Here is a 21,190-nt window from a genome sequence, read left to right on the forward strand (position 1 = left end):
ACTTGCGGGTCCATCGATGGACCACCGTCCTACAGCTGCCACGGACGTGACGGACCAACACCTCTCGTGCGGGCGGTTCAAAGGCTTGCAGACTCGTTTCCCCACCGGTCGGGCCGCACGCGGTCGGGTGGCGTCGCCGGACCGTTCGGGCAAGGTGACGCGGCCCGGGTGGACGTCCATCGCCGGCTCACGGCCGACACGAACGCGCCCGCCCCCTCGACCTGCTCGAACAGGTCGTCAGGCAGGCACAGGTTGATCTTCGGCATGACGCCCGCCTCCTCGATTCGACCAACCGCACGAGGGGTCGTGGACAACACGTGTCGGAGGTCACACCCGTGTGGTTCAACGTGAGACGTCCTCTGAAGGGTTTCCCGTCCGCAACGGAAACCGACAGCGGAGGAAAGGGGCGACGTGCCGGCCGACTACGACCAGTTCGTCACCGAGCGTCTTGATCGACTACTGCGCTACGCCACGGCGTTGACGTGCGACAAGCACCTGGCCCAGGACATCGTCCAGGACGTGCTGCTGCGCGCGCGGCAGAAGTGGGCGCGGATCGGGGCGGTCGACGTGCCCTACCTGTACGTCAAGCGGATGGTGACCAACGAGTACCTGTCGTGGCGTCGCCGTCGGGCGGCGCGGGACGTGTCCTCGACCCACCTCGTGCTCGACGACCTGGCGCCTGCGGTCGCCGACCCGGCCGTGCGCCACGCCGAGCGGGACGAGATGCGTGCCCGCATCGCCGTGCTGCCGCGCAAGCAGCGTGCCGCGCTGGTGCTGCGCTACTACGAGGACAGCACCGACGCGGAGATCGCCGAAATCCTGGGCTGTACGGAGGGAACCGTGCGCAGCCACATCTCCCGCGCGCTGCACACGTTGCGGGTCAACGAGAACACGCCTTCGGAGGTGCTGCGATGACCGACACCCGGCAAGAAGCCCTCATCCGCGAAGCGATCGCGGCCGAGGCCGACCAGGCCGTCGACTACCGGACCGTGCTGGCGAACCTGCACGGCGCGCGGTCCCGACGGCGTCCCCTCGCGTTGTTCGCCGCGGCCGGGTTGACGGTCGTCGCCGCGGCCGTCGCGGTGATCGTGCCGCTGACCGTGGACCGGAGCGCGGCGCCGTCGTCGGTCGACCCGGCCGCACCGCCGGCGACCGCGCAGACCGTGCTGCTGATCGGCCTGGACGGGTCGGCGAACACCGACTCCCTCGTGCTGGCGCGCGTCGGCGCGGACGGCGTGGTCAGCGCGGCGTCACTGCCCCGGGACTCCCTGGTCGACATCCCCGGCGTCGGTCAGGGGAAGCTGAACTCGGCGTACGCGCGGGCCCACCGGGCGGCCGAGGCCGAGGGGCGCGACGGCGACGAGGCCGGTGTGGAGTCGCTCACCGCGACCGTCGAGGCGCTGACCGGCGTGGCGGTCGACCACTACGCGGCGGTCGACATGGCGGCGTTCAGCACGCTGGCCGAGGCGGTCGGCGGCGTGGAGGTCTGCCTCAAGCGCGCGTCGCGCGACGAGTTCTCCGGCGTCGACCTGCCCGCCGGGCGGAATTCGCTCTCGGGCGCGCAGGCGCTGGCGTTCCTGCGGCAGCGCCACGGGCTCGAGAACGGTGAGCTCGACCGGGTCGTGCGGCAGCAGACGTTCCTGCGCGCCTTGGCGAAGAAGGTGGTCGCGAGCGACCCCGCGAAGATCGCCGAGCTGGCACAGGTGGCGGCGCGGCACCTGCGCGTCGACCCGGGTTTGAACCTGGTGGAGTTCGCCGGGCGGCTCACCCCGACCGTGCGGACCGCGATCATCCCGCTCGGCCAGGCGGTCGACTCGGAGCACGGCCACGCCCTGTCGGTCGACCCGGCGGCGGTGCGCGAGTTCATGGCGGTGTTCTTCGCCGACGGCGCCACCGGCACGCCCACCGGCGGCTTCTCCGTGCCGATGCCCGCCACCGAGACCGAGGAGCCCGGCCGCACGCCGACGGATGGCGACTGCGTGCGCTAGTGCGGCACCTCGGAACGTCGACCCGCTGATCGACGTGGTGGGCTGACGGTCCAGGCTGGTCCTCCCGCGTCGAGCGGGAGGTGGTCGTGGGTCGTGGTCCGGAGGTGTTCGTCCGGCCGTTGCCCATGGCAGAAAGCCGGGAGTGGGCCCCGACGCGACCGCACCGCCAAGGATCCGGTGCGGTCGCGTCGGGCGAAGCCATCCGCGAGGCCATCGCCACCGGTGGCCTGCGCGGCGGCGAGAAGGTCACCGAGCGCGGCCTGGCCGCGCGGCTCTCCGTCAGCCCTACGCCGGTCCGCGAGGCGATCAGACGCCTGGAGCAGGACGGCCTGCCGGTCCGCAAGGGACCGCCGACGGCACCCTGATCGGCGAGCTGCACCGCCGGCACCGCGCCGCGGAGCTCCACGTGCACTTCACCCCGACCGGCTCGTCGTGGATCAACCAGGTCGAGCGCTGGTTCGGGTTCCCCGCCGGGCAGATGATCACCGGCGGGGCGCAGTACAGCGTCCAAGCGCTGGAACGCGACAGCCGCGCCTGGATCGCCGACTGGAACGCCGATCCCCCGCCCGTGCCTGTGGACCGCGACCGCCGGAGAGATCCTCGGATAAGCCCCGATTCTGCGGGCGGATTCCGGCGGAGGACACCAGCACGTCGACCACGAACCCCCTCCGGGTCGGGCAGGATCCCGGAGTCGTGAACTCGTGCTCGGTGGTGACGGTGGGCGCCGCCGAGCACGGCGGCAGGTCGACGGCACGCTCCTACCGCTGGACGAGGACTCCATGTCACTCGATCCGAGGACGACACTCACCCCGAAGCTCTGGCAGAGTCACACGGGCGAATTCCGATAACACCGGTAGCCCAAGGAGATCATCGTGGCCTGGACAGGCTGGGCAGTCGTGCCCGGAAATCAGCCGAACGGTGCGGGGAACAATGCACTGGCCGCAGTGAATCATTTCAACCAAGTATATCTGTTCGCCGTGGACGGCGTCGCGAAGCAAGCGCACTGGACAAGAACGAGCAATGCCGGCTTATCGTGGGACGACTGGCAGCCCGTGGCCGACGATCAGCCGGTCGTGTCACTCAGCGCGGTCAGCTGGGAGGACGGCTTGCACCTGTTCGGCATGACCCCGAACTTCTCGGTCTACAGCAACACCCGCCACTTGGGGAACTTCTCGACGTGGACCTTCGTGCCGGGCACCCAGAACAGCGGCCCGCCGTGTGCCGTCGCGCTCCCGCAGGCCGGCGCGACCACCGATCACCTGTACGTCGTCCTCACCGCCGCCCTGGACGGGTCGATCGTCTGGCTGCGGGCCACGAGCAAGGGCGGCGTCGGCGCGCCCACGTCGTGGACCGCCCCGAAGTTCCTCACGGCACCGGGCAAGAGCGACCAGCAGGTAGCCGCTTACCGCCCCGGCCTCGGCAACGCGCTGAGCCTGGTCCGCCGGGGTGAGGACAGCCAGATCCACCACATGCCGTATTTCGTCCAGAACGGCGCGGTGGACAATTCGGCCCAGTGGTCGGCGATACAGCCGCCCTTGCTGTCGAAGCGAGCACCGGCCGTGCCGCCCGGTAAATCACTGGTGTTCGCCAAGGACCTGGCCGACAACCTGCGCTGCAAGACGACCTCTTCGGGAGGTGACTGGACCCTCGTCTCCGGCGCGGTCAAGACGCACGGGTTGGCCGTCACCGATTACACCACCGGCAACGGCAATGGGATCATGGCGTTCACCCGTCACCCGGACGGGAAGATCTATTTCACTCGACGGCCGGACGCCTGATGGAACCGCGCGACTCGGCCGCCGCACCGGCTACAGCGGCAACGGCTCGGTGATCTGCAGGCCGGCGTCCACGCTCGCCACCAGGAGTTCCGCCTGGTGGGGTGAGTGGACGCCCGCCCAGCTGCGCAACGGGCCGAGGAAGTCGACCAGGTCGCGCTGCGCGGCGCGCAGCATCGCGGGCAGCACGGTCCTGGACAGGTCCACGTGCGGCACGTCGCGTCCCTCGTCCACCCACACGCGCACCACGTCCACGCCGACGTACTCGACCCAGGGCGCGGGCGGGTCACCGAGGTCGACCGGCGCGCGGTGCAGCGCGTGCAGCCACGTGCGCCACTCGAACAGGTCCGTGCCACCGGGTTCGACGCGCACGCCGCCACCGCCGTCGAGCAGCAGCCCTCCGCGCCCGTAGAGGGTGTCGAAGCCGATCAGCTCGTGCACTGCCGCAGCCGCGGTGCGCGCGTCCCGGCCGCCGCTGTCCAGGTACATCGTGCCGAGCACCGCGCCGACCTCGTCCTGGCCCACCGTGCCGTCCAGGTGCAGCCAGCCGCCGTCGCCGCCGGACACCGGCCACAGGTCGAAGTTCTCCGGCGCGGACCTGCTGATGACTGGCGAGAACCGGACCACGTTTCCGAGGCTAATGCGCGATCGCCCCGGTGACAGGGGCCGCCGGGGCGATCGGGGGTTCTCCAACTGCCGGTAGGGCTGGCCCTACCCCTGGTCGGACCGCCACACCTGGTACTCGCGCATCCCGTACAGCAGCGGCAGCAGGCCTTGCTCCCGCGCGACCCCGAACGCCTGGCCGAACACCACCGTGTGGTCGCCGACGGCCTCGGTCCGGCTGACGTTGCAGTCGGCCACGGCGTGCGCGTCCTGCACGAGGTGCGGTCCGCCTGCCCGCGGCGGCAGGAGCCACGGGACCAGGTCGAACCGGTCCGGCGCGCCGGAGGCGAACAGCTGCGCCACGGGCTTCGCCTCGCCGTGCAGGAAGTTCACCGCGAACGCGCCGCGCGCCAGCACGGCGTCCAGGGTGGGACTGCCGTTGCGCAGGCAGACCAGCAGCGTCGGCGGCGACAACGTCACGCTGCACACCGACGAGACGGTCATGCCGCGCGGCGAGTCGTCCTGGCCGGTCGTGGTGACGATGGCGACACCGGTCGGGAAGTGCGACATCAGGGTGCGGAACTCCGCGATCTCGATCGCGGGCAGCGACTGGGTCATGACCTGCTCCCGGGCAACTCGGGTACCGGCACGGGCTTCGGGGCGCCGGCGCGTTCGATGAGCGAGAGCAGCGGACCGGTCATGCCGGTCGTCGCCAACGCCATCACGACGAGGGCCAGGAACAGCTGCACGGACAGCAGTCCGGCGCTGTACCCGGCCTGCAGCACGACGATCTCGGTCAGGCCACGGGTGTTCACCAGCACGCCGACCGTCACCGCCGTGCGGCGGTCCTGACCGGCCAGCCGGCCGCCGAGGTAGCCGCCGCCGACCTTGCCGACGACGGCCAGCGCGATGGCGACGGCGATGGCGGTCCACGGCACCGAGCCGCGCGGCGCGTTCGCCACGCCCATCCCCGCCACCACGAAGAACACCGGCACCAGCAGCCTGCCGAACGCCATGACGGGCCGCACGGCCTTGGCCCACGCGCCGCCGGGGATCGCGAGGCCGACCACGAACGCGCCGAACACGGCGGTCAGGCCCCAGTGCTCGAACTGGAACGCCACCAGCAGCGCCAAACCGGCGACGGCGGCGCCCGCGGCGCGGGGGAAGCGCTCGGCGGCCGACATGGGCACCCGGCCGCGCAGGAGGATGCGGCCGACGACGGTCACCGTGACGCCGAGGGCGACCAGGACCAGGGACACGACGAGGCCACCGGAGATGCCGACGGCCACCACGAGCAGCACCCACGCCGCGGAGTCGGTGACGACGGCCGCGGCCATGGCGAGCTTGCCCGCGGGGCTGTCGACCATGCCGCGGTCCTCCAGCACGCGGGCCAGCACGGGCACGGCGGTCACGCTCAACGCGACCGCGATCATCAGCACCAGCGCGGGCGCCGGCGCGTCACCGCGCAGCTCGGGGTCGGCCGCCCAGACCACCCACGCGGCCATCGCCAGGCCGGTGAGCAGGGCGGGCAGGAACGAGCCCGCGGTCACCCAGCCGACCGCACGGGCGCCGAGGCCGGAGCCGCCGTGCCGCAGCCCGTGCGCCACGCCGACCAGGAACAGCACCAGGCCGACCTGGCCGATCACCTTCAACGGGCTCACCACGTCGGTGGGCAGCACCGCGGCGAGGGTCGGCGCGCCGCCGACCGCGAGGACCGCCGGCACCACCAGGATGCCCGCCAGGATCTCGCCGATCACCTCGGGCTGCCGCGCGGCGCGTGCCGCGACCCGACCCAGGTACGCCGCGACCAGCACGACCGCCAGGACGGCGGCCACGTGCCCCACGCGCAACAGGACGTCGGTCATGTTCGCGCCCCCGGCGACGCGTGGACGTCGTTCCTGGTCATCGACAGCGCGCGGCTGCCCGCGAAGTTGGGGATGCGCATGGTCACGGCAGGTTCCTTCCCGATCGGTGAATGGCGCCTCTCGCTGTCGGGCCTCGGACGTCGGCGCCGCGGGTGTCGTTCGTGGAGGTGGGGATGTCGGAGCCCGACCACCGGTGGTCGGTGGGTCAGCCTTGGGGCTGGTGCCCGACGAGGTTGAAGAACACGTCGTCGAGGGTCGGGCGGCGCAGTGCGAAGTCCGCGACGTCCACCCCCGCGTCCCGGAGGGCGACGGCGGCGGCGGCGATGCCGTCCATGCCGTCGCGCAGTTGCAGCTTCACCAGTCCCTTGACCGGGTCGGCGCCCGGTTCGTCCACGGCCAGCGGCGCGAGCACCGCCACCGCGGCGGCCACCCGGTCGGGCAGCGCGACGGCCACTTCCAGCCACTCCTGGCCGACCTTGCGCTTGAGCTCGTCCGGCGTGCCGTCGGCGATCACCTGGCCGGCGGCGATGACCACGACCTGGTCGGCCAGGTAGTCGGCCTCCTCCAGGTACTGGGTGGTCAGCAGCACGGTCATGCCGTCGGCGACCAGGCCGCGCACGGTGTTCCACAGCGACTGCCTGCTCGCCGGGTCCAGTCCGGTGGTCGGCTCGTCCAGGAACAGCACCTGCGGCCGGCCGACCAGGCAGCCGGCCAGGTCGAGCCGCCGGCGCATGCCGCCGGAGTAGGTGCCGACCGGCCGGTCCCCCGCCGCGACGAGGTCGAAGCGCTCCAGCAGTTCCGCGGCGCGGTCCCGGGCGCCCTTGCCGCCCAGGTGCAGGAGCTTGCCGACGAGGGTCAGGTTCTCCCGGCCGGTGAGCAGCTCGTCGACCGCGGCGTACTGCCCGGCCAGTCCGATCCGCCGGCGCACCTCCCCCGGCCGGTTCACGACGTCGTAGCCGGCGACCTCGACCAGCCCGCTGTCCGGCGCGAGCAGCGTGGCCATGATCCGCACGGCGGTCGTCTTGCCGGCGCCGTTGGGGCCCAGCAGGCCCAGCACCGATCCCGGTTTGACGGTCAGGTCGACACCGCGGAGGGCTTCGGCGCCCTTGTAGGTCTTCTTCAGTCCTTCAACGCGAATCGCGGCGTCCACGTCAGCCTGCCTCGCGCAGGCCCGCGGGCCGCATGTCGGTCCAGTTCCGCTCCACGTAGGCCAGCGCGGCGGCACGGGGACCCGCGTCGAGCGCGATGGTCCAGCCCGCGGGCACGTTCGCGAAGGTCGGCCACAGGCTGTGCCGGCCCTCGTCGTTCACCAGCACCAGGAACGTGCCGTCCTCGTCGTCAAAGGGGTTCACCACGTCAGTACTCCGTCCGCGTCGCCGGCGTCGGCCTCGGGTGCTCCCGATCCTGGTCAACACCGCTGACAGCGCACTGACGGATACCTGACCGGATCCCGCGGCAGTGCCGACGACGCGCGGACCTCCCGGGCCGTGCGCGCCGTCCGGCGGTGTCACGACCCGGGAGGCCATACCCCGTCACGAGGTTCAGCGCGGCAAGCGCGCCTCCTCGTGCGACTGCGACTGCGGCGGCGGTTCGCCGACCGGCCCGACCGCCGAGTGGTCCGGTCGGCGTGACAGCTTCGACGGCCACCACCCCGCCCGGCCCAGCAGGCGCATCGCCGAGGGCAGCACCAGCAGCCGGATCACGAACGCGTCCAGCACCACGGCCACCGCCAGCCCCAGGCCGAGCTGCTTCATCTCCAGCAGGCTGGTGAACACGAAGCTGACGAACACCGACACCATCACCACGGCCGCGCTGGTCACCACCCCGGCGGAACTCGCGATGCCCTCCCGCACCGCCTGCCACGACGGCACGCCGGCCTGCGCCACCTCGCGGACGCGGCTCAGCACGAACACGTGGTAGTCCATCGACAGCCCGAACAGGATCACGAACAGGAACAGGGGCACCCGCGACACGATGAAGCCGCCGGAGGTGAAGTCCAGCAGGTCCTCGGCCCAGCCGAGCTGGAACACCAGCACCAGCACGCCGAACGTGGCCGCGGTGGCGAGCAGGTTCAGCGCGATCGTCAGCAGCGCCATCACCACCGACCGGAACGCGACCACGATCATCACGAAGGTCAGCAGCAGCACGAACAGCACCACGCGCAGCAGCTTGTCGGACTGGTGCGCCACCGTGTCCACGTTGCGCGCGACGTCGCCGGAGACCGCGTGCTCGAACCCGCCCACCGCCGCGGGCACCAGCTCGCCGCGCAGCTTCGCCAGCGACTCCTCGGCTCGCGGTGACTCGGGTGAGAACGGGATCGGCAGCTCCAGCACGGTGACCCGGCCGTCCTCGGACACCCGCTCGGCGGCCCCGGGCGCGAACAGCGGGTCGCCCTGCGTCCGCGCGACCAGCCCGTCCAGCGCCGAAGCCACCTCGGCGGCTTGCGCCGGGTCGGCCCGCACCACGACCACGTGCCGCGCGCCCTCGCCGGGGAACAGCGCCACCACCCGGTCGTGGGTGCGGATCTCCCCGACCTGCTTGGGCAGCGTGTCGTTGCCGGGCAGGCCCAGCTGCATGCCCAACGCGGGCAGGGAGAGCAGCAGCATCGCGCCGGTGCTGATCAGGAGCGTCCGCCCCGGCCGCAGCATCGACGGCTCCAGCACCCTGCGCCACACCCGGCCGTCGCCGCCCTTGGTGAGCCGCCACAGCAGGGGCACGCGCGGCCGGTCGACCCAGCGTCCGAACTTGGCCAGCAGCGCGGGCAGGACGGTGAGCGAGCTGACGACCGCCACCGCGACCACGATGATCGAGCCGGTGGCCAGCGACGAGAACACCACGTCACCGACGAGGTAGAGACCGGCCATGGAGACCATGACGGCGAGACCGGACACCACGATGGCCCGCCCGGACGTCGCCGCCGCGAGCTCCACCGCGGTCACGTGGTCGGCCCGGCCACCGCCGCGGGCGCGTTCCTCGCGCTCCCGCTTGAGGTAGAACAGGGAGTAGTCGACTCCGACGGCCATGCCCAGCAGCAGGACCACGTTCTTCGTCGCGCCCGCGTCGGGGAACGCGTGCGAGGCCACCGCCGACAGCGCCATCGCCGTCACCACCGACGACAACCCCAGCAGCACCGGCACCCCGGCCGCGATCAGCGCGCCGAACACGACCAGCAGGATCAGCAGGGTGACCGGCAGCGTCAGCTTCTCCGCGAACGCCAGGTCCTCGGCCAGCTGCTCGTCGATGCCGACGTCGATCGACACGCCGCCGGTCTGCTCGACCACCAGCTCCGGGTGGGCGCCGCGCACCGCGGCCGTCTGCTCCAGCAGCGCGGCCACCTGCTCCATCGCGGTGCGGTCCGCGGCCTTCATGGTCACCTCGACCAGGACCGCGTCGCCGTTCGGCGAGCGCGTCGGCTCGCCGACCGAGGACACCTCGGCCAGGGCGCGCATCCGGTCGGCGACCTCGCGCGCCGCGGTGTCGGCGGCGGCCTGGTCGAGCGGCCCGGACGGCGAGGTGATGAGCACCCGTTCCACGATCGGGTCCACCAGCCCGCTGTCGGCCGCCACGGTCTCGGCGCGGCCCGCCTCGCCGACCCGGTAGTCCTCGCTGGAGGCGTCGCGGACGCCGACGATGGCGCCCGCGGCGACGCACACCGCGACGAAGGCGAGCCATCCGATGATCGCGCGCCACGGATGAGTGGCGCTCCACTTGGCGATTGACACGGTCACCGGCACGCTGCCCACGACCCTCAACTCCTCCGTTGTGGCACTGTGTCTTCAGATCGTTCCGCTGCGTCACCACCCGGGCACTGGTGGTGCCCACCGGGTCGGGGTAGGGCTGTCCCCACCTCTCTTGCGGATCCCCGCAGCGGGCAAGGGAAAGCCCCGCCGCGGACGTCGGCCGGAGCGGCGGCGTCCGCGGCGGGGCGGTCGTGGGAACGGGGTCAGCGCAGTGTCACCGGCAGGCTGGAGTAGCCGTGGACGAAGTTCGAGAACAGCCGGCGCGGCTCACCGGCCAGCTCGATCTCGTCGACCAGGTCCCGCACCGCCTCCAGCACCGATCGGACGTGGGCGCGCCCGAGGTAGGCGCCGAGGCAGAAGTGCGGTCCGTGGCCGAACGCGATGTGCCGGTTCGGCGTGCGCGACAGGTCGAACGACGTCGGGTCGGCGAACACCTCCTCGTCGAAGTTCGCCGAGCTGTTCCACAGCGTCACCACGTCGCCCGCCTTGATGACGCGCCCGCCGAGTTCCACGTCCACGACGGCGCGGCGGCCGAAGTGCATGGCGGGCGTGGTCCAGCGCAGCACCTCTTCGGTCGCGGTGTCGATGTCGACCTCGCCGTCCTTGAGCGCGCGCCACTGCTCCGGGTGCTGGTGCAGCGCCAGGAGGCCGCCGATCGAGGACATGCGGCTCGACTCGTCCGCGCCCAGGATGAGGCTGTAGCAGTTGAAGACGATCTCGTCCTCGCTCAGCGGCGCGCCGTCCACCAGCCCGTTGGCCAGGGCGCTGACCACATCGTCGCCGGGGTTGCGCCTGCGTTGTTCGGCCAGGCCCGAGAAGTACAGCAGGATCTCGTTGCGGGCCAGCCACTCCTCCATCTCGGTGTCCTCGGAGCTGTACCGGCTCAGCGTCCGGTTGTTCCAGTCCACGAGCTTCGCGCGGTCGGCGACGGGCACGTCCATCAGGTCGCCGATCGTGTTGATCGGGATGTGGTCGGCGACGTCGGTGGCGAAGTCGAACGTCGGCCCGACCCGGTCCCCCACGAGCGCCAAGGTGCGCTGGTGCACCCGTTCGGCGACCTTCGCGAGCACGCGCGGCGAGAACGACTTGATCATCAGGTTGCGCACGTCGCGGTGCCGCGGGCCGTCGGTGACCGCGAGCATCTTGCCCGACGCGGAGTCCGTGCCGCGCAACAACGTGGACAGCACGTTGCCGTGCTCGGAGGTGAACCTCTTGTTGTCCTTGTAGACCGCGACGATGTCGGCGTAGCGGGACAGCACCCAGAAGCCCGGCGAGCCGTCGCCCGGCGGGTTCCAGTGCACGGGGTCCTCTTCGCGCAGCCGCCGCCACATCGAGTGCAGGTCCACGTCCAGGAACGTCTGCGGGTCGGCCAGGTCCAGGTCGGCCAGGTCGACATCGGCCAGGTGGGCGGTCATGTCCGTGTTCTCCTCAGTTGGCGGTGCTCGCGTACCGGCGCAGGCTGACGAACGAGGTCAGCAGGAACAGCAGGCCGAGGGTCACCACCACGACCACCTCCGGGTGGTCGGTCGGGAAGCCGCCGCCGGTGGTGACCGGGTTGCCCCAGAGCTCGCGGCAGGCCGTGGCCACGGCGCTGATGGGGTTCCAGGCCGCGATCGGCGCCAGCCACGCGGGCAGGTTCTGCTCGGACAGGAACGCGTTCGACAGGAACGGGAACACGACCACGACCAGCGGCGCGATCGAGTCGATGGTCTCCAGGCTCTTGGACGACATGCCCAGCAGCACGCCGACCCACGTCACCACGTAGCAGAACACGATCAGCACGCCGAACGCGGCGAGCGTGGGGAGCAGCCCGGTGTGGGAACGCCAGCCCAGCAGCAGGCCGACGCCCACGACGACGACCAGGCCCATCACCGCGACGACGAGGTCGGCGATCGTGTGTCCGATGAGGACGGACGACCGCGAGATCGGCAGCGACCGGAACCGGTCGATCAGCCCGCCCTTCAGGTCCGTCGCGACCGCGATGGCGGTCGGGCCGACGCCCGCGAGACCGACCTGCAGCGCCGCTCCCGCGAACAGGTACTCCTGGTAGCTGCCGCCGCCCGGGATGGAGATCGACTGCTGGAACAGGTAGCCGAGCACCAGCATGGACACCAGCGGGTTGAGCGTGACCCCGATGAAGCGGCCGGGCGCCCGGCGCAGGTGCCGCAGCCTCCGGCCGGTCACGGCCGAGACTTCGACCAGGGTCGCCCCGAACCCGGGTTTGACGTCGACCAGTGCGTTCACGATTCCCCATTCCCGTGCGGGCGGGCCATCCCGGCCGCCACCGCCGCGCCGATCCGGGCCAGGTGACCCGGGTTCATCATGTGGTCGTGCCCACCGGGCAGGTGGTGCACTCGCAGACCGCCGACGTGCGGCGTCCACAGGTCGACCCGCTCGGCCAGCTCGTGCTCGGGCAGCTCGCCGGAGGCCGCGAACAGCAGCACCTCGCCGTCGTAGCGGGACGGCCGGTACCGCTCGGAGAACCGCGAGTGGACCTTCATCACCTCGATCATCGCCAGCACCCGCTCGTCGCCGAGCCCGGCCAGCGGGCTGCCGTCGCGGCGCAGCGCCTCGACCACGTCCTCGGCGGTGAGGTCGCGACCCGCGAACTCCGACCGGTCGTGCCCGACGAGCTCCAGCACCCAGCCGAGCATCGCCTGCTCGTCACCGTGCGGGTCGTGCCTGCTCGGCGGGTAGGCGTCGAGGTTGGCCAGCACGCCGACCCGCTCGCCGTCGGCTTCCAGCCGCGCGGCCACCTCGTGGGCGAGGATGCCGCCGAACGACCAGCCGAGCAGGTGGTACGGACCCTCCGGCTGGATCGACTTGATCAGGTCCAGGTAGTCCGAGGCCAACTGCCCCAACGACATCGGCAGCGCGGCCAGCTCGGTGATGGACGGCGACTGGAGGCCCACCAGCGGCGTGTCCGGGCCGAGGTGCGGCGCCAGCCCGATGTAGGGCAGGGCGAAGCCGACGCCGCTGTGCAGGCAGAACAGCGCCGGTCCGCCGCCCGGCTTCATCCGCAGCACCGTGTCGAACGGCGTGGTGTCGGTCAGGGCGTCGAACTCCTCGAACACGCCGGAGATCGCCGCGGCCCGCGACGGCGCGCGGTCGTCCGCCGCGGCGGCCAGGTCGGCGACGGTCTGGTGGACGAACACGTCCGCGATGGCGATCGGCATCCCGGCCTTGCGGGCGCGGGTGACGACCTGGATCGAGCTGATGCTGTCACCGCCGACCGCGAAGAAGTTGTCGTCCACGCCGACCGACGGCACGCCGAGCACGTCCGCGACGATCCCGGCCAGCAGCTCCTCGCCCGGGGTGCGGGGTGCGCGTCCGGTGGGCAGGTGCGCGAAGTCCGCGGCGGGCAGGGCCTTGCGGTCCACCTTGCCGTTGGGCGTCAGGGGCAGGGCGTCGAGCGCGACCAGCGCGGCGGGGACCATGTAGTCGGGCAGCGACTCGCCGAGCTCCTTGCGCAGCAACGCGATGTCACCGTCCGCGTCGTCGTCCAGCACGACGTAGCCGACGAGCCGCTTGTGGCCCTTGGCGTCGGCGTCGACGACCACCACCGCGTCGCGCACGGCGGACAACGCCCGCGCCGCGGCCTCGACCTCGCCGAGTTCGATGCGGTGGCCTCGGATCTTGACCTGCTGGTCGCGGCGCTCCAGGAACTCCAGGTCGCCGTCTGCGCGCAGCACCACCCGGTCGCCCGTGCGGTACATCCGCGCGCCCGCGCCGAGACCGGACTCCGCGGCGAACGGGTCGGGCAGGAACGTCACCGACGTCCGCGCGGGGTCGCCCAGGTAGCCGCGCCCGACGCCGAGCCCGCCGACGTAGAGCTCGCCCGGCACGCCGACGGGCAGTGGCCGCAGGTCGTCGCCCAGCACGTACAGCGCGGTGTTGCGCACCGGTTTGCCGATCGGCACGCGCGTGCCGCGCACCGGCGCCGTGATCAGCGCGTGCGTCACGTCGTCCGAGCACTCGGTCGGCCCGTAGGCGTTGACCAGCGGGATGGCGGGGAACCGGGCGAACCACCGCGCGCACAGGTCGGCGGGCAACGCCTCACCGGTGACGACCAGCCGGCGCAACGACGGCAGCTCCGGCGCGGACCCCGTGGTGTCCCACACGTCCAGCGCGGCGCGCAGCAGCGACGGGACGACCTCCAGCACCGAGACGCGCTCGCCTGCCGCGATGCCGAACAACGCGTCCGGGTCCGCGGCGACCTCGCGGCCCACGACCCGAACCCGGCCGCCGACCACCAGCGGCGCCAGCATCTGCCACACCGAGATGTCGAACGTCACCGGCGCGTTGTGCACCACGGTGTCCTGTTCGGACAGACGCAGGTCGTCCACCTTGGCGAGCAGGTGGTTGACCATGCCCGCCCGGTGCACCATCGCGCCCTTCGGCTTGCCCGTCGACCCGGACGTGAAGAGCACGTACGCGAGGTCGTCCGCCGCACCCGACAGCGACGGCAGCCCGGTGTCACCCAGCACGGTGTCGTCCAGCACCACCACCCGGGCGGCCCCGGCCACCTGCTCGGCCAGGCGGCGGTGCGCGGCGTCGGTCAGCAGCACGCGCGCGCCGCTGTCGGCCAGCAGCGCGGCCGTGCGCGACACCGGGGCCTGCACGTCCAACGGCAGGTAGGCGCCACCCGCGCCGAGCGCGCCGAGCACGGCCGAGATGTAGCGCGCGCCCGGTGCGGCCAACACGGCGGCCAGACCGCCGTCCAGCTCACGGGACACGGCGGCGGCACGGCGGACCAGCGTCGAGTAGGTGACCTCGCCGTCGTCGTCCACGACGGCCACCGCGTCGGGGGTGCGGGCCGCGAAGTCGCGCACCCGCTCCACCACACCCCGGTAGGCGTCCGGGCGGCGCGGTCCGGCGCCCGCGCCCAGCACCCGGTCGCGCTCGTGCGGCTCCAGCACGTCGATCCGGCTCAGCCGCGCGCCGGGGTCGGCCACCGCGGCGCGCAGCAACCGCGTCAGCCGGTCCGCGATCCGCTCGACCGAGGACCGGGTGAACAGGTCGGTCGTGTACTCCAGCGCGCCCCGGATGCCCGAGGGCACGCCGTCGGCGACGAGTTCGTCGAGCTGGAAGGTGAGGTCGAACTTCGCGCGCGGCGCGGCCACCGGCTGCACGCGGGCGTTCAGGCCGGGCAGGACGGCCGGTCCGTCACCGTCGTTCTGCAGCACCAGCATGACCTGGAACAGCGGCTGGCGGGCCAGCGACCGCACCGGGTTCAGCTTCTCCACCAGGTACTCGAACGGCAGGTCCTGGTGCGCGTACGCGCCGAGGTTCGCCTCCCGCACGCGGTGCACCAGCTCCCGGAACGTCGGGTCGCCGCCGGTGTCGGTGCGCAGCACCACGGTGTTGACGAAGAACCCGACCAGCTCGTCGAGCGCCTCGTCGGCCCGGCCTGCCACCGGTGTGCCGAGCGGGATGTCCGTGCCCGCGCCGAGCTTGGTCAGCAGGGCCGACACCGCGGCCTGGAACACCATGAACACGCTCGCGCCGGACTCGCGCGCCAGCGCCACCAGCCCCGCGTACAGCGGGCCGTCGACGAGGAACTCGACCTCGCCGCCGTCGTGCGTGCTCACCGCCGGGCGCGGGAAGTCGGTGGGCAGGTCCAGTTCCTCGGGCAGGGCGGCGAGCGCCTCGGTCCAGTACGCGAGCTGAGCACTGAGCAGGCTCTCCGGGTCGTCCTCGGAGCCGAGCAGCTCCCGCTGCCACAGCGCGTAGTCCGCGTACTGCACCGGCAGCGCCGCCCAGTCCGGGGCCACCCCCGCGCAGCGGGCCCGGTAGGCGTCGGTCAGGTCGCGGGCGAACGGCGCGATCGACCAGCCGTCGAACGCGATGTGGTGGAAGACGATCAGCAGCACGTGCTCGTCCGGGCCGAGCCGGAACAGCGTGGCGCGCAACGCCGGTTCCGCCGCCAGGTCGAACCCGCGGTCGGTCTCGGCGGTCAGCACGCGTCCCAGCTCGGCCTCCGCGACCTCGGCCACCTCCAGCGCCGGGTGATCCGGCGGCAGGTCGGCCACCCGCTGGTGCGGCTTGCCGTCCACGTCCGGGAACACCGACCGCAGCACCTCGTGCCTGGCCACGACGTCACGCAGGGCGGCGCGCATCGCGTCGGCCCGCAACTCCCCGGTCAAGCGCATCGCCAGCGGCACGTTGTAGGTGCCGGTGGCGTTCTCCTCCAGGCGGTTGAGGAACCACAGCCGCCGCTGGGCGAACGACAGGGGCGCCTGCGGGCCACGCGGCATCGGCGCCAGGGCCGGTCGGGCGCCCTGCGCGCCGCGCACCTGCTCGGCCAGCGCCGCCACGGTGCGCGCCTCGAACAACGCCCGGATGGGCAGCTCGACGCCCAGCGCGGACCGGGCCCGGCTGATGACCCGCGTGGCCAGCAGGGAGTGCCCGCCCAGTTCGAAGAAGTCCTCGTCGATCCCCACCCGCGGCAGGCCGAGCACGTCGGCGAACAGCCCGCTCAGGATGTCCTCGACCGGTGTGCGCGGTCCCCGGCCGCGGTCGGCGGGCGCACCGGCCTCCGGCGCGGGCAGCGCCTTGCGGTCCAGCTTGCCCTGCGCGGTCAGCGGCAGCGCGTCCAGCGCGACCAGCGCCGCGGGCACCATGTACTCCGGCAGCGACTCGGCCAGCAGCTCCCGCAGGCCGTCGGGCACCGCCCCGGGCACGTCCGGCACCAGGTAGCCGACCAGCCTGCGGTCGCCGTCGTCCTCGCGGAGGACGACCACGGCCTGGGCGACGCCGGGGTGCGACACCAGCGCCGACTCGATCTCGCCCAGCTCGACGCGGAAGCCCCGCAGCTGCACCTGGTCGTCCGCGCGGCCGACGTAGTCCAGCTGGCCGTCGGCGTGCCACCGGACCAGGTCGCCGGTGCGGTACATGAACCCGCCCGGCGCGTCGAACGGGTCGGCGACGAACCGCTCGGAGGTCAGGCCGGGCCGGTCGAGGTACCCGCGGGCGAGTCCGCCGCTGACGTACAGCTCGCCGGTCACGCCGACGGGGACCGGCCGCAGGAGCGGGTCGAGCACGTACACCCGGTGCGCCGCGGTCGGTCGGCCGATGGGCGGCCTGCCCTCGCCGGTCAGCGGGCCGCCGACGGTGGAGGCGAGCACCGCCTCGGTCGGCCCGTACCCGTTGAACATCCGGTGCCCGGGCGCCCAGCGCGCCACCACCTCCGGCGGGCACGCCTCGCCGGCGACGACCATCACCAGGTCGTCGGGCAGCCGGGCGCCCTCGGGCAGCCCGCCCGCGACCACCGGCGGCAGCGCCGCCAGGGTGACCCGACGGCTCCTGATCAGGTCCAGCAGCGGTTGACCCGGCGCGCGGGCGTCGTCGTCGGCGACCACCAGCGTGCCGCCGCCCAGCAGGGCCAGGCCCCACTCCCAGACGGTCGCGTCGAAGCTGTAGGAGGCGAACTGGAGCACCCGCGTGTCGGGCGTGACGTCGAACTTCGCGATCAGGCTCCGGACCATGGCGACGAGCCCGGCGTGGTCGACCACGACGCCCTTGGGCCGCCCGGTCGACCCGGACGTGTAGATCACGTAGGCCGGGTGTCCTCGGCGCAGCGCCGGTTCCGGCGCGGTGGCGGGCAGGTCGTCCAGCTCGGCGAGCACCGCGGGGTCGTCCAGGAGCACCAGCGGCACGTCGAGCCCGGCCACCCGCGCGCCGATGTCCACAGTGGACAGCAGCGCGATCGGCCGGGCGTCGTCCACCATGTACCCGATCCGGTCCAGCGGCAGCTTGGCGTCGATCGGCAGGAACGCCGCGCCGGACTTGAGCACGGCGAGCACCACCACCGCGGCCTCCAGCGACCGCGGCAGGGCGAACGCGACCACGCCCTCCGGGCCCGCGCCCCGGGCGACCAGGAGCCGGGCCAGGCGGTTCGCGCGGGCGTCCAGCTCGGCGTAGGTCAGCTCCTCGTCGCGGAACACCGCGGCGAGCGCGTCCGGCGCCTGCGCCACCCGGTCGGCGAACAGCCGCGGCGCGGTCACGTCCGGGACCGGCTCGATCCGCCCGCTCCACTCGCCGAGCAGCAGCTCCCGCTCCTCCGGCGCCAGCACGTCGACCCGGCCCACGGGCGTGTCCGACGCGTCGACCACGGTCTCCAGCAGCCGCACGAACCGGTCGACCAGCACCCGCACGTCGTCGCGGGTGAACAGCCGGCCCCGGTACTGGGCGTGCAGCCGCATCCGCTCGCCGGGGTACACGCCCAGCGCGAACGGGTACTCGGCCACCACGCGGGCCGCGCCGCCGAGCACGTCCAGGTCCGGCGCCAGGCCGCCCAGCTCGCGGGCGTCGGCCATCGGGTAGTTGTGGTAGCTGACCACGGTGTCGAACAGCTCGCCGATCCCGGCCAGCTGCTGCACCTCGGCCAGCCCGAGGTGCTGGTGCGGCTCCAGGTCGACCTGCCCGGCGCCGAGGTCCGCCAGCAGCCGCGCGAGCGTGTGCGCCGGGTCGAGCGCCACCCGCACCGGCAGCGTGCCGAGGAACGGGCCGATCATCGTCTCGACGCCCGGCAGCTCGGCGGGCCGGCCGGACCGCACCGCGCCGAACACGACGTCCCGGCTCCCGGTCAGGGCGCCGAGCAGCACCGCCCAGCAGCCCTGCACGACCGTGCTGAGGGTGAGGTCGTTGGCGCGCGCCCAGTCGGTCAAGCGGGCCGTCAGCGACTCGGGCAGGTCCACCAGCAGCTCGTCGGGCACCGCGGGCGTGCGGTCCGGGTCGACCGGCGCGAGGCGGGTCGCCTCGGTCAGCCCGGCCAACGCCGCGCGCCACGCGCCACGCGCCGCGTCGACGTCCCGGTCGGCCAGCCACCGCAGGTAGTCGGCGTGCGGTGGCACCTCGGGCAGCGCCGACGCGTCGACCCCGCTGGCGTACAGGGTGAACAGCTCCCGGGCGAAGATCGGGTTGGACCAGCCGTCGACCAGGGAGTGGTGCACGGTCCAGATGACGCGGAACGACTCGCCGGTCAGCCGCACCACGGTGAACCGCACCAGCGGCGGCGCGGTCAGGTCGAAGCGGCGCAGCCAGTCGGCGTCGGTGAGCCGGGCGAGTTCCCGGTCCCGGTCCGCCGGGTCCATCCCGGTCAGGTCGACTTCTTCCCACGGCAGCTCGACCGCCGAGGGCACGACGAGGACGGCGTCACCGGACTCGCGGTGCCGGAAGGCGGCGCGCAGCAGGGGGTGCCGCGCCGGCAGCGCCCGTGCGGCGGCGCGCAGGCGGGCCGGGTCGAGCGGACCGGCCACGTCCACGGTCACCTGCAACGTGTAGGCGTCCACGCCGTCGCGGTCGTAGTCGGCCTGGAACAACAGGCCCTTCTGCGACGGCGACAGCGGCAGCACGTCGTCCAGCGGGCCGACCGCCCGCTCGACGTCCTCGATCTCGCGCTGGGTCAGCGACACCAGCGGGAAGTCCGACGCCGTGCGGCCACCGGCCCGGCCCGCGTGCTCCACGAGCGCGCCGAGGACCTCGGTGAACGTCTCGGCGATGCCCCGGACGTCCTGGTCGGACAGCAGCGCGCCCGCGTACTGCCAGTCGGACACGAGCACCGGGCCGCCCGGCCGGTCCTCGGTGACCGCGGCGACTTCCAGCGCGTACCGCAGCGGCACGTCCGGGTGCGAGTGCAGGCCGACGTCGCCGCGCAACGACCACTCCCCCCGGTCCACGCCGAAGCGCCCGAGGTAGTTGAAGCCGATCTGCGGCGGCGCGAACCGGGCCAGCACGCCCTGCGTCTGGGGGTTGAGGTGGCGCAGCAGCCCGAAGCCGAGGCCGTGGTCGGGCAGGGCGCGCAACGCCTCCTTGACCCGCTTCACCACGCCCGGCACGTCCGCGGTGTCGCCGACGTCGAGGCGCACGGGGAACACGCTGGAGAACCAGCCGACGGTGCGGGCCAGGTCCACGTCCTCGGCCGCCTGCTCGCGCCCGTGGCCCTCCAGCTCGACCAGCACCGAGCCGGCGCCGCGCCGCCGTGCCACCGCGAGCGCGAGCGCGGCCAGCAGCACCTCGTTGGCCTCGGCGTGGAACGCGGCGGGCACGGTGGTCGTCAGCGCCGCCGCGTCGGCCACCTCGAACCGGTGGTGGCCCGCGGTGCGCTCGACGTCCACGGCGGGGTCCAGCGGGCGTGCGCCCAGCAGCGGGTCGCCGCCGCGCAGCTGCCCGGTCCACAGCGGCAGCTCGGCGGTGCGGGCGGCGGTGCGCGACTGCTCCGACAGCAGCCGGGTCCAGCGGCGGTAGGACGTGCCGACCGGCGGCAGGGACCGTCCCTCGACGGCCGCGCGGAGGTCGGGCAGCAGGATCCGCCACGACACGCCGTCCACGACCAGGTGGTGGGCCACGACCAGCAGCTCGCCGTCGTTCAGCACGAACTGGGCGACCACGCCGTCCTCGGGCGCCAAGCGCTCGCGCGCCGCGTCGAGCGTGCCGCCGGCGCTGACCACGTCGGCCGCGCGGACAGCGCCGCGGGGCTGGACCTCCAGCGCCCACAGCCCTTCGACCGGCTCGGCGAGCCGCAGCCGCAGCGCGTCGTGGTGGTCCAGCAGCACCTGCACGGCCGCGGTGAGCCGGTCCACGTCCAGCCCGGCCGGGACCGACACCGCGACGTGCTGGCTGTGGTCACGGGTCAGCCCGGTGGGCGTCTCGCGCAGCTGGTGGGCGATGGGGGGCAACTCGACCTCGCCGACGCCGTCGTCCGCGACCACGGCGATGGCGGAGACGGGCCTGGCGACCGCCGCGATGGCGGCCGGTGTCCGCAGTCGGAACACGTCCGCCGAGGTGACGACCAGCCCCGCCGCGCGGGCGCGGCTGACGACCTGGATGGAGCTGATGCTGTCGCCGCCGAGGGCGAAGAAGCTGTCGTCGACGCCGACCGAGGCCACGCCGAGGACCTCGGCGAGCACACCGCAGAGGATCTCCTCCTCGCGGGTGCGGGCCGCGCGCGTCGCCACGGGCGTGCCGAAGTCCACCGCCGGCAGCGCCTTGCGGTCCACCTTGCCGTGCGGGGTCAGCGGCAGCGCGTCCAGCACCACGAACGTCGACGGCACCATGTACTCGGGCAGCAGCTCCGCCACCTGCTCGCGGACCCCGACCGCCTCGCCCACGACGTAGCCGACGAGCCGCTTGTGCCCGGCCGGGTCGGTGACGACGGCGACCGCGATCGCCACTGGGCCGGTCGTCGCGACGCGGGTAGCTGGGCCGGTCATCACGGC

14 protein-coding genes are annotated in these 21,190 nt (G+C 73.2%); 4 read left to right on the forward strand and 10 right to left on the reverse strand.

What is annotated here, in order from left to right; translation table 11 throughout:
- Positions 1 to 77: 77 nt before the first annotated feature.
- Complete coding sequence (locus tag AB0H12_RS40130) at positions 78 to 266, reverse strand: hypothetical protein (RefSeq protein ID WP_499630399.1); 189 nt, start codon at positions 264 to 266, stop codon at positions 78 to 80.
- A 145-nt stretch (positions 267 to 411) separates the two neighbouring features.
- Here AB0H12_RS40130 and AB0H12_RS40135 point away from each other — a divergent pair, with 145 nt between their 5' ends.
- The 4 genes from AB0H12_RS40135 (at position 412) to AB0H12_RS40150 (ending at position 3,766) form a co-directional block, all read left to right on the forward strand.
- Entirely contained in the window at positions 412 to 915 is a 504-nt protein-coding gene (locus AB0H12_RS40135) for a SigE family RNA polymerase sigma factor (protein WP_499630402.1), read from the forward strand.
- The gene (locus AB0H12_RS40140) at positions 912 to 1,988 is read left to right on the forward strand and encodes an LCP family protein (protein ID WP_499630404.1); all 1,077 of its coding nucleotides are present in this window, start codon (positions 912 to 914) and stop codon (positions 1,986 to 1,988) included. The genes AB0H12_RS40135 and AB0H12_RS40140 overlap by 4 nt, the downstream gene beginning before the upstream one ends.
- Before the next feature lie 86 nt (positions 1,989 to 2,074).
- The gene (locus tag AB0H12_RS40145; RefSeq protein WP_499630407.1) at positions 2,075 to 2,353 is read left to right on the forward strand and encodes a GntR family transcriptional regulator; all 279 of its coding nucleotides are present in this window, start codon (positions 2,075 to 2,077) and stop codon (positions 2,351 to 2,353) included.
- 507 nt (positions 2,354 to 2,860) lie between these two features.
- Positions 2,861 to 3,766 (forward strand): PLL family lectin, encoded by a 906-nt coding sequence (locus tag AB0H12_RS40150; RefSeq protein ID WP_499630410.1) that lies wholly within the window; start codon positions 2,861 to 2,863, stop codon positions 3,764 to 3,766.
- A 30-nt stretch (positions 3,767 to 3,796) separates the two neighbouring features.
- Here AB0H12_RS40150 and AB0H12_RS40155 read toward each other — a convergent pair whose 3' ends face one another.
- The 9 genes from AB0H12_RS40155 to AB0H12_RS40195 all read right to left on the reverse strand — a co-directional run bounded on the left by AB0H12_RS40155 (position 3,797) and on the right by AB0H12_RS40195 (position 21,145).
- Positions 3,797 to 4,390 carry a hypothetical protein gene (locus AB0H12_RS40155; RefSeq protein WP_499630413.1) on the reverse strand — a complete coding sequence of 198 codons (594 nt, stop codon included), beginning with the start codon at positions 4,388 to 4,390 and terminating at the stop codon, positions 3,797 to 3,799.
- Between the two features lie 84 nt (positions 4,391 to 4,474).
- Positions 4,475 to 4,984: a flavin reductase family protein gene (locus AB0H12_RS40160; RefSeq protein ID WP_499630416.1), complete on the reverse strand. Its 510-nt coding sequence runs from the start codon at positions 4,982 to 4,984 to the stop codon at positions 4,475 to 4,477.
- Positions 4,981 to 6,231, reverse strand: a complete 1,251-nt coding sequence (locus AB0H12_RS40165; RefSeq protein WP_499630419.1) for a cation:proton antiporter — start codon at positions 6,229 to 6,231, stop codon at positions 4,981 to 4,983. The genes AB0H12_RS40160 and AB0H12_RS40165 overlap by 4 nt, the downstream gene beginning before the upstream one ends.
- 205 nt (positions 6,232 to 6,436) lie before the next feature.
- Positions 6,437 to 7,381 (reverse strand): ATP-binding cassette domain-containing protein, encoded by a 945-nt coding sequence (locus AB0H12_RS40170; RefSeq protein ID WP_499630422.1) that lies wholly within the window; start codon positions 7,379 to 7,381, stop codon positions 6,437 to 6,439.
- Between the two features lies 1 nt (position 7,382).
- On the reverse strand, positions 7,383 to 7,586 hold the full coding sequence (locus AB0H12_RS40175) for an MbtH family protein (protein WP_499630425.1): 204 nt from the start codon (positions 7,584 to 7,586) through the stop codon (positions 7,383 to 7,385).
- 186 nt (positions 7,587 to 7,772) lie between these two features.
- Positions 7,773 to 9,959, reverse strand: a complete 2,187-nt coding sequence (locus AB0H12_RS40180; protein WP_499630428.1) for an MMPL family transporter — start codon at positions 9,957 to 9,959, stop codon at positions 7,773 to 7,775.
- A gap of 215 nt (positions 9,960 to 10,174) precedes the next feature.
- Positions 10,175 to 11,386 (reverse strand): cytochrome P450, encoded by a 1,212-nt coding sequence (locus AB0H12_RS40185; RefSeq protein ID WP_499630430.1) that lies wholly within the window; start codon positions 11,384 to 11,386, stop codon positions 10,175 to 10,177.
- A 13-nt stretch (positions 11,387 to 11,399) separates the two neighbouring features.
- A complete protein-coding gene (locus AB0H12_RS40190; protein ID WP_499630434.1) occupies positions 11,400 to 12,215 on the reverse strand; it encodes an ABC transporter permease in 816 nt (271 codons plus the stop codon).
- Complete coding sequence (locus AB0H12_RS40195; protein WP_499630437.1) at positions 12,212 to 21,145, reverse strand: amino acid adenylation domain-containing protein; 8,934 nt, start codon at positions 21,143 to 21,145, stop codon at positions 12,212 to 12,214. The genes AB0H12_RS40190 and AB0H12_RS40195 overlap by 4 nt, the downstream gene beginning before the upstream one ends.
- Positions 21,146 to 21,190 lie beyond the last annotated feature (45 nt).

The organism is Actinosynnema sp. NPDC023794 (assembly GCF_040639675.1).
GTDB classification, from domain to species: Bacteria; Actinomycetota; Actinomycetes; order Mycobacteriales; family Pseudonocardiaceae; genus Actinosynnema; species Actinosynnema luteola.

Bases quoted from the DNA above. Each gene is read 5' to 3' on its own strand.
- AB0H12_RS40130 (WP_499630399.1), bottom strand. From the start codon at position 266: ATGCCGAAGATCAACCTGTGCCTGCCTGACGACCTGTTCGAGCAGGTC.
- AB0H12_RS40140 (WP_499630404.1), top strand. From the start codon at position 912: ATGACCGACACCCGGCAAGAAGCCCTCATCCGCGAAGCGATCGCGGCC.
- AB0H12_RS40160 (WP_499630416.1), bottom strand. From the start codon at position 4,984: ATGACCCAGTCGCTGCCCGCGATCGAGATCGCGGAGTTCCGCACCCTG.
- AB0H12_RS40165 (WP_499630419.1), bottom strand. From the start codon at position 6,231: ATGACCGACGTCCTGTTGCGCGTGGGGCACGTGGCCGCCGTCCTGGCG.
- AB0H12_RS40185 (WP_499630430.1), bottom strand. From the start codon at position 11,386: ATGACCGCCCACCTGGCCGATGTCGACCTGGCCGACCTGGACCTGGCC.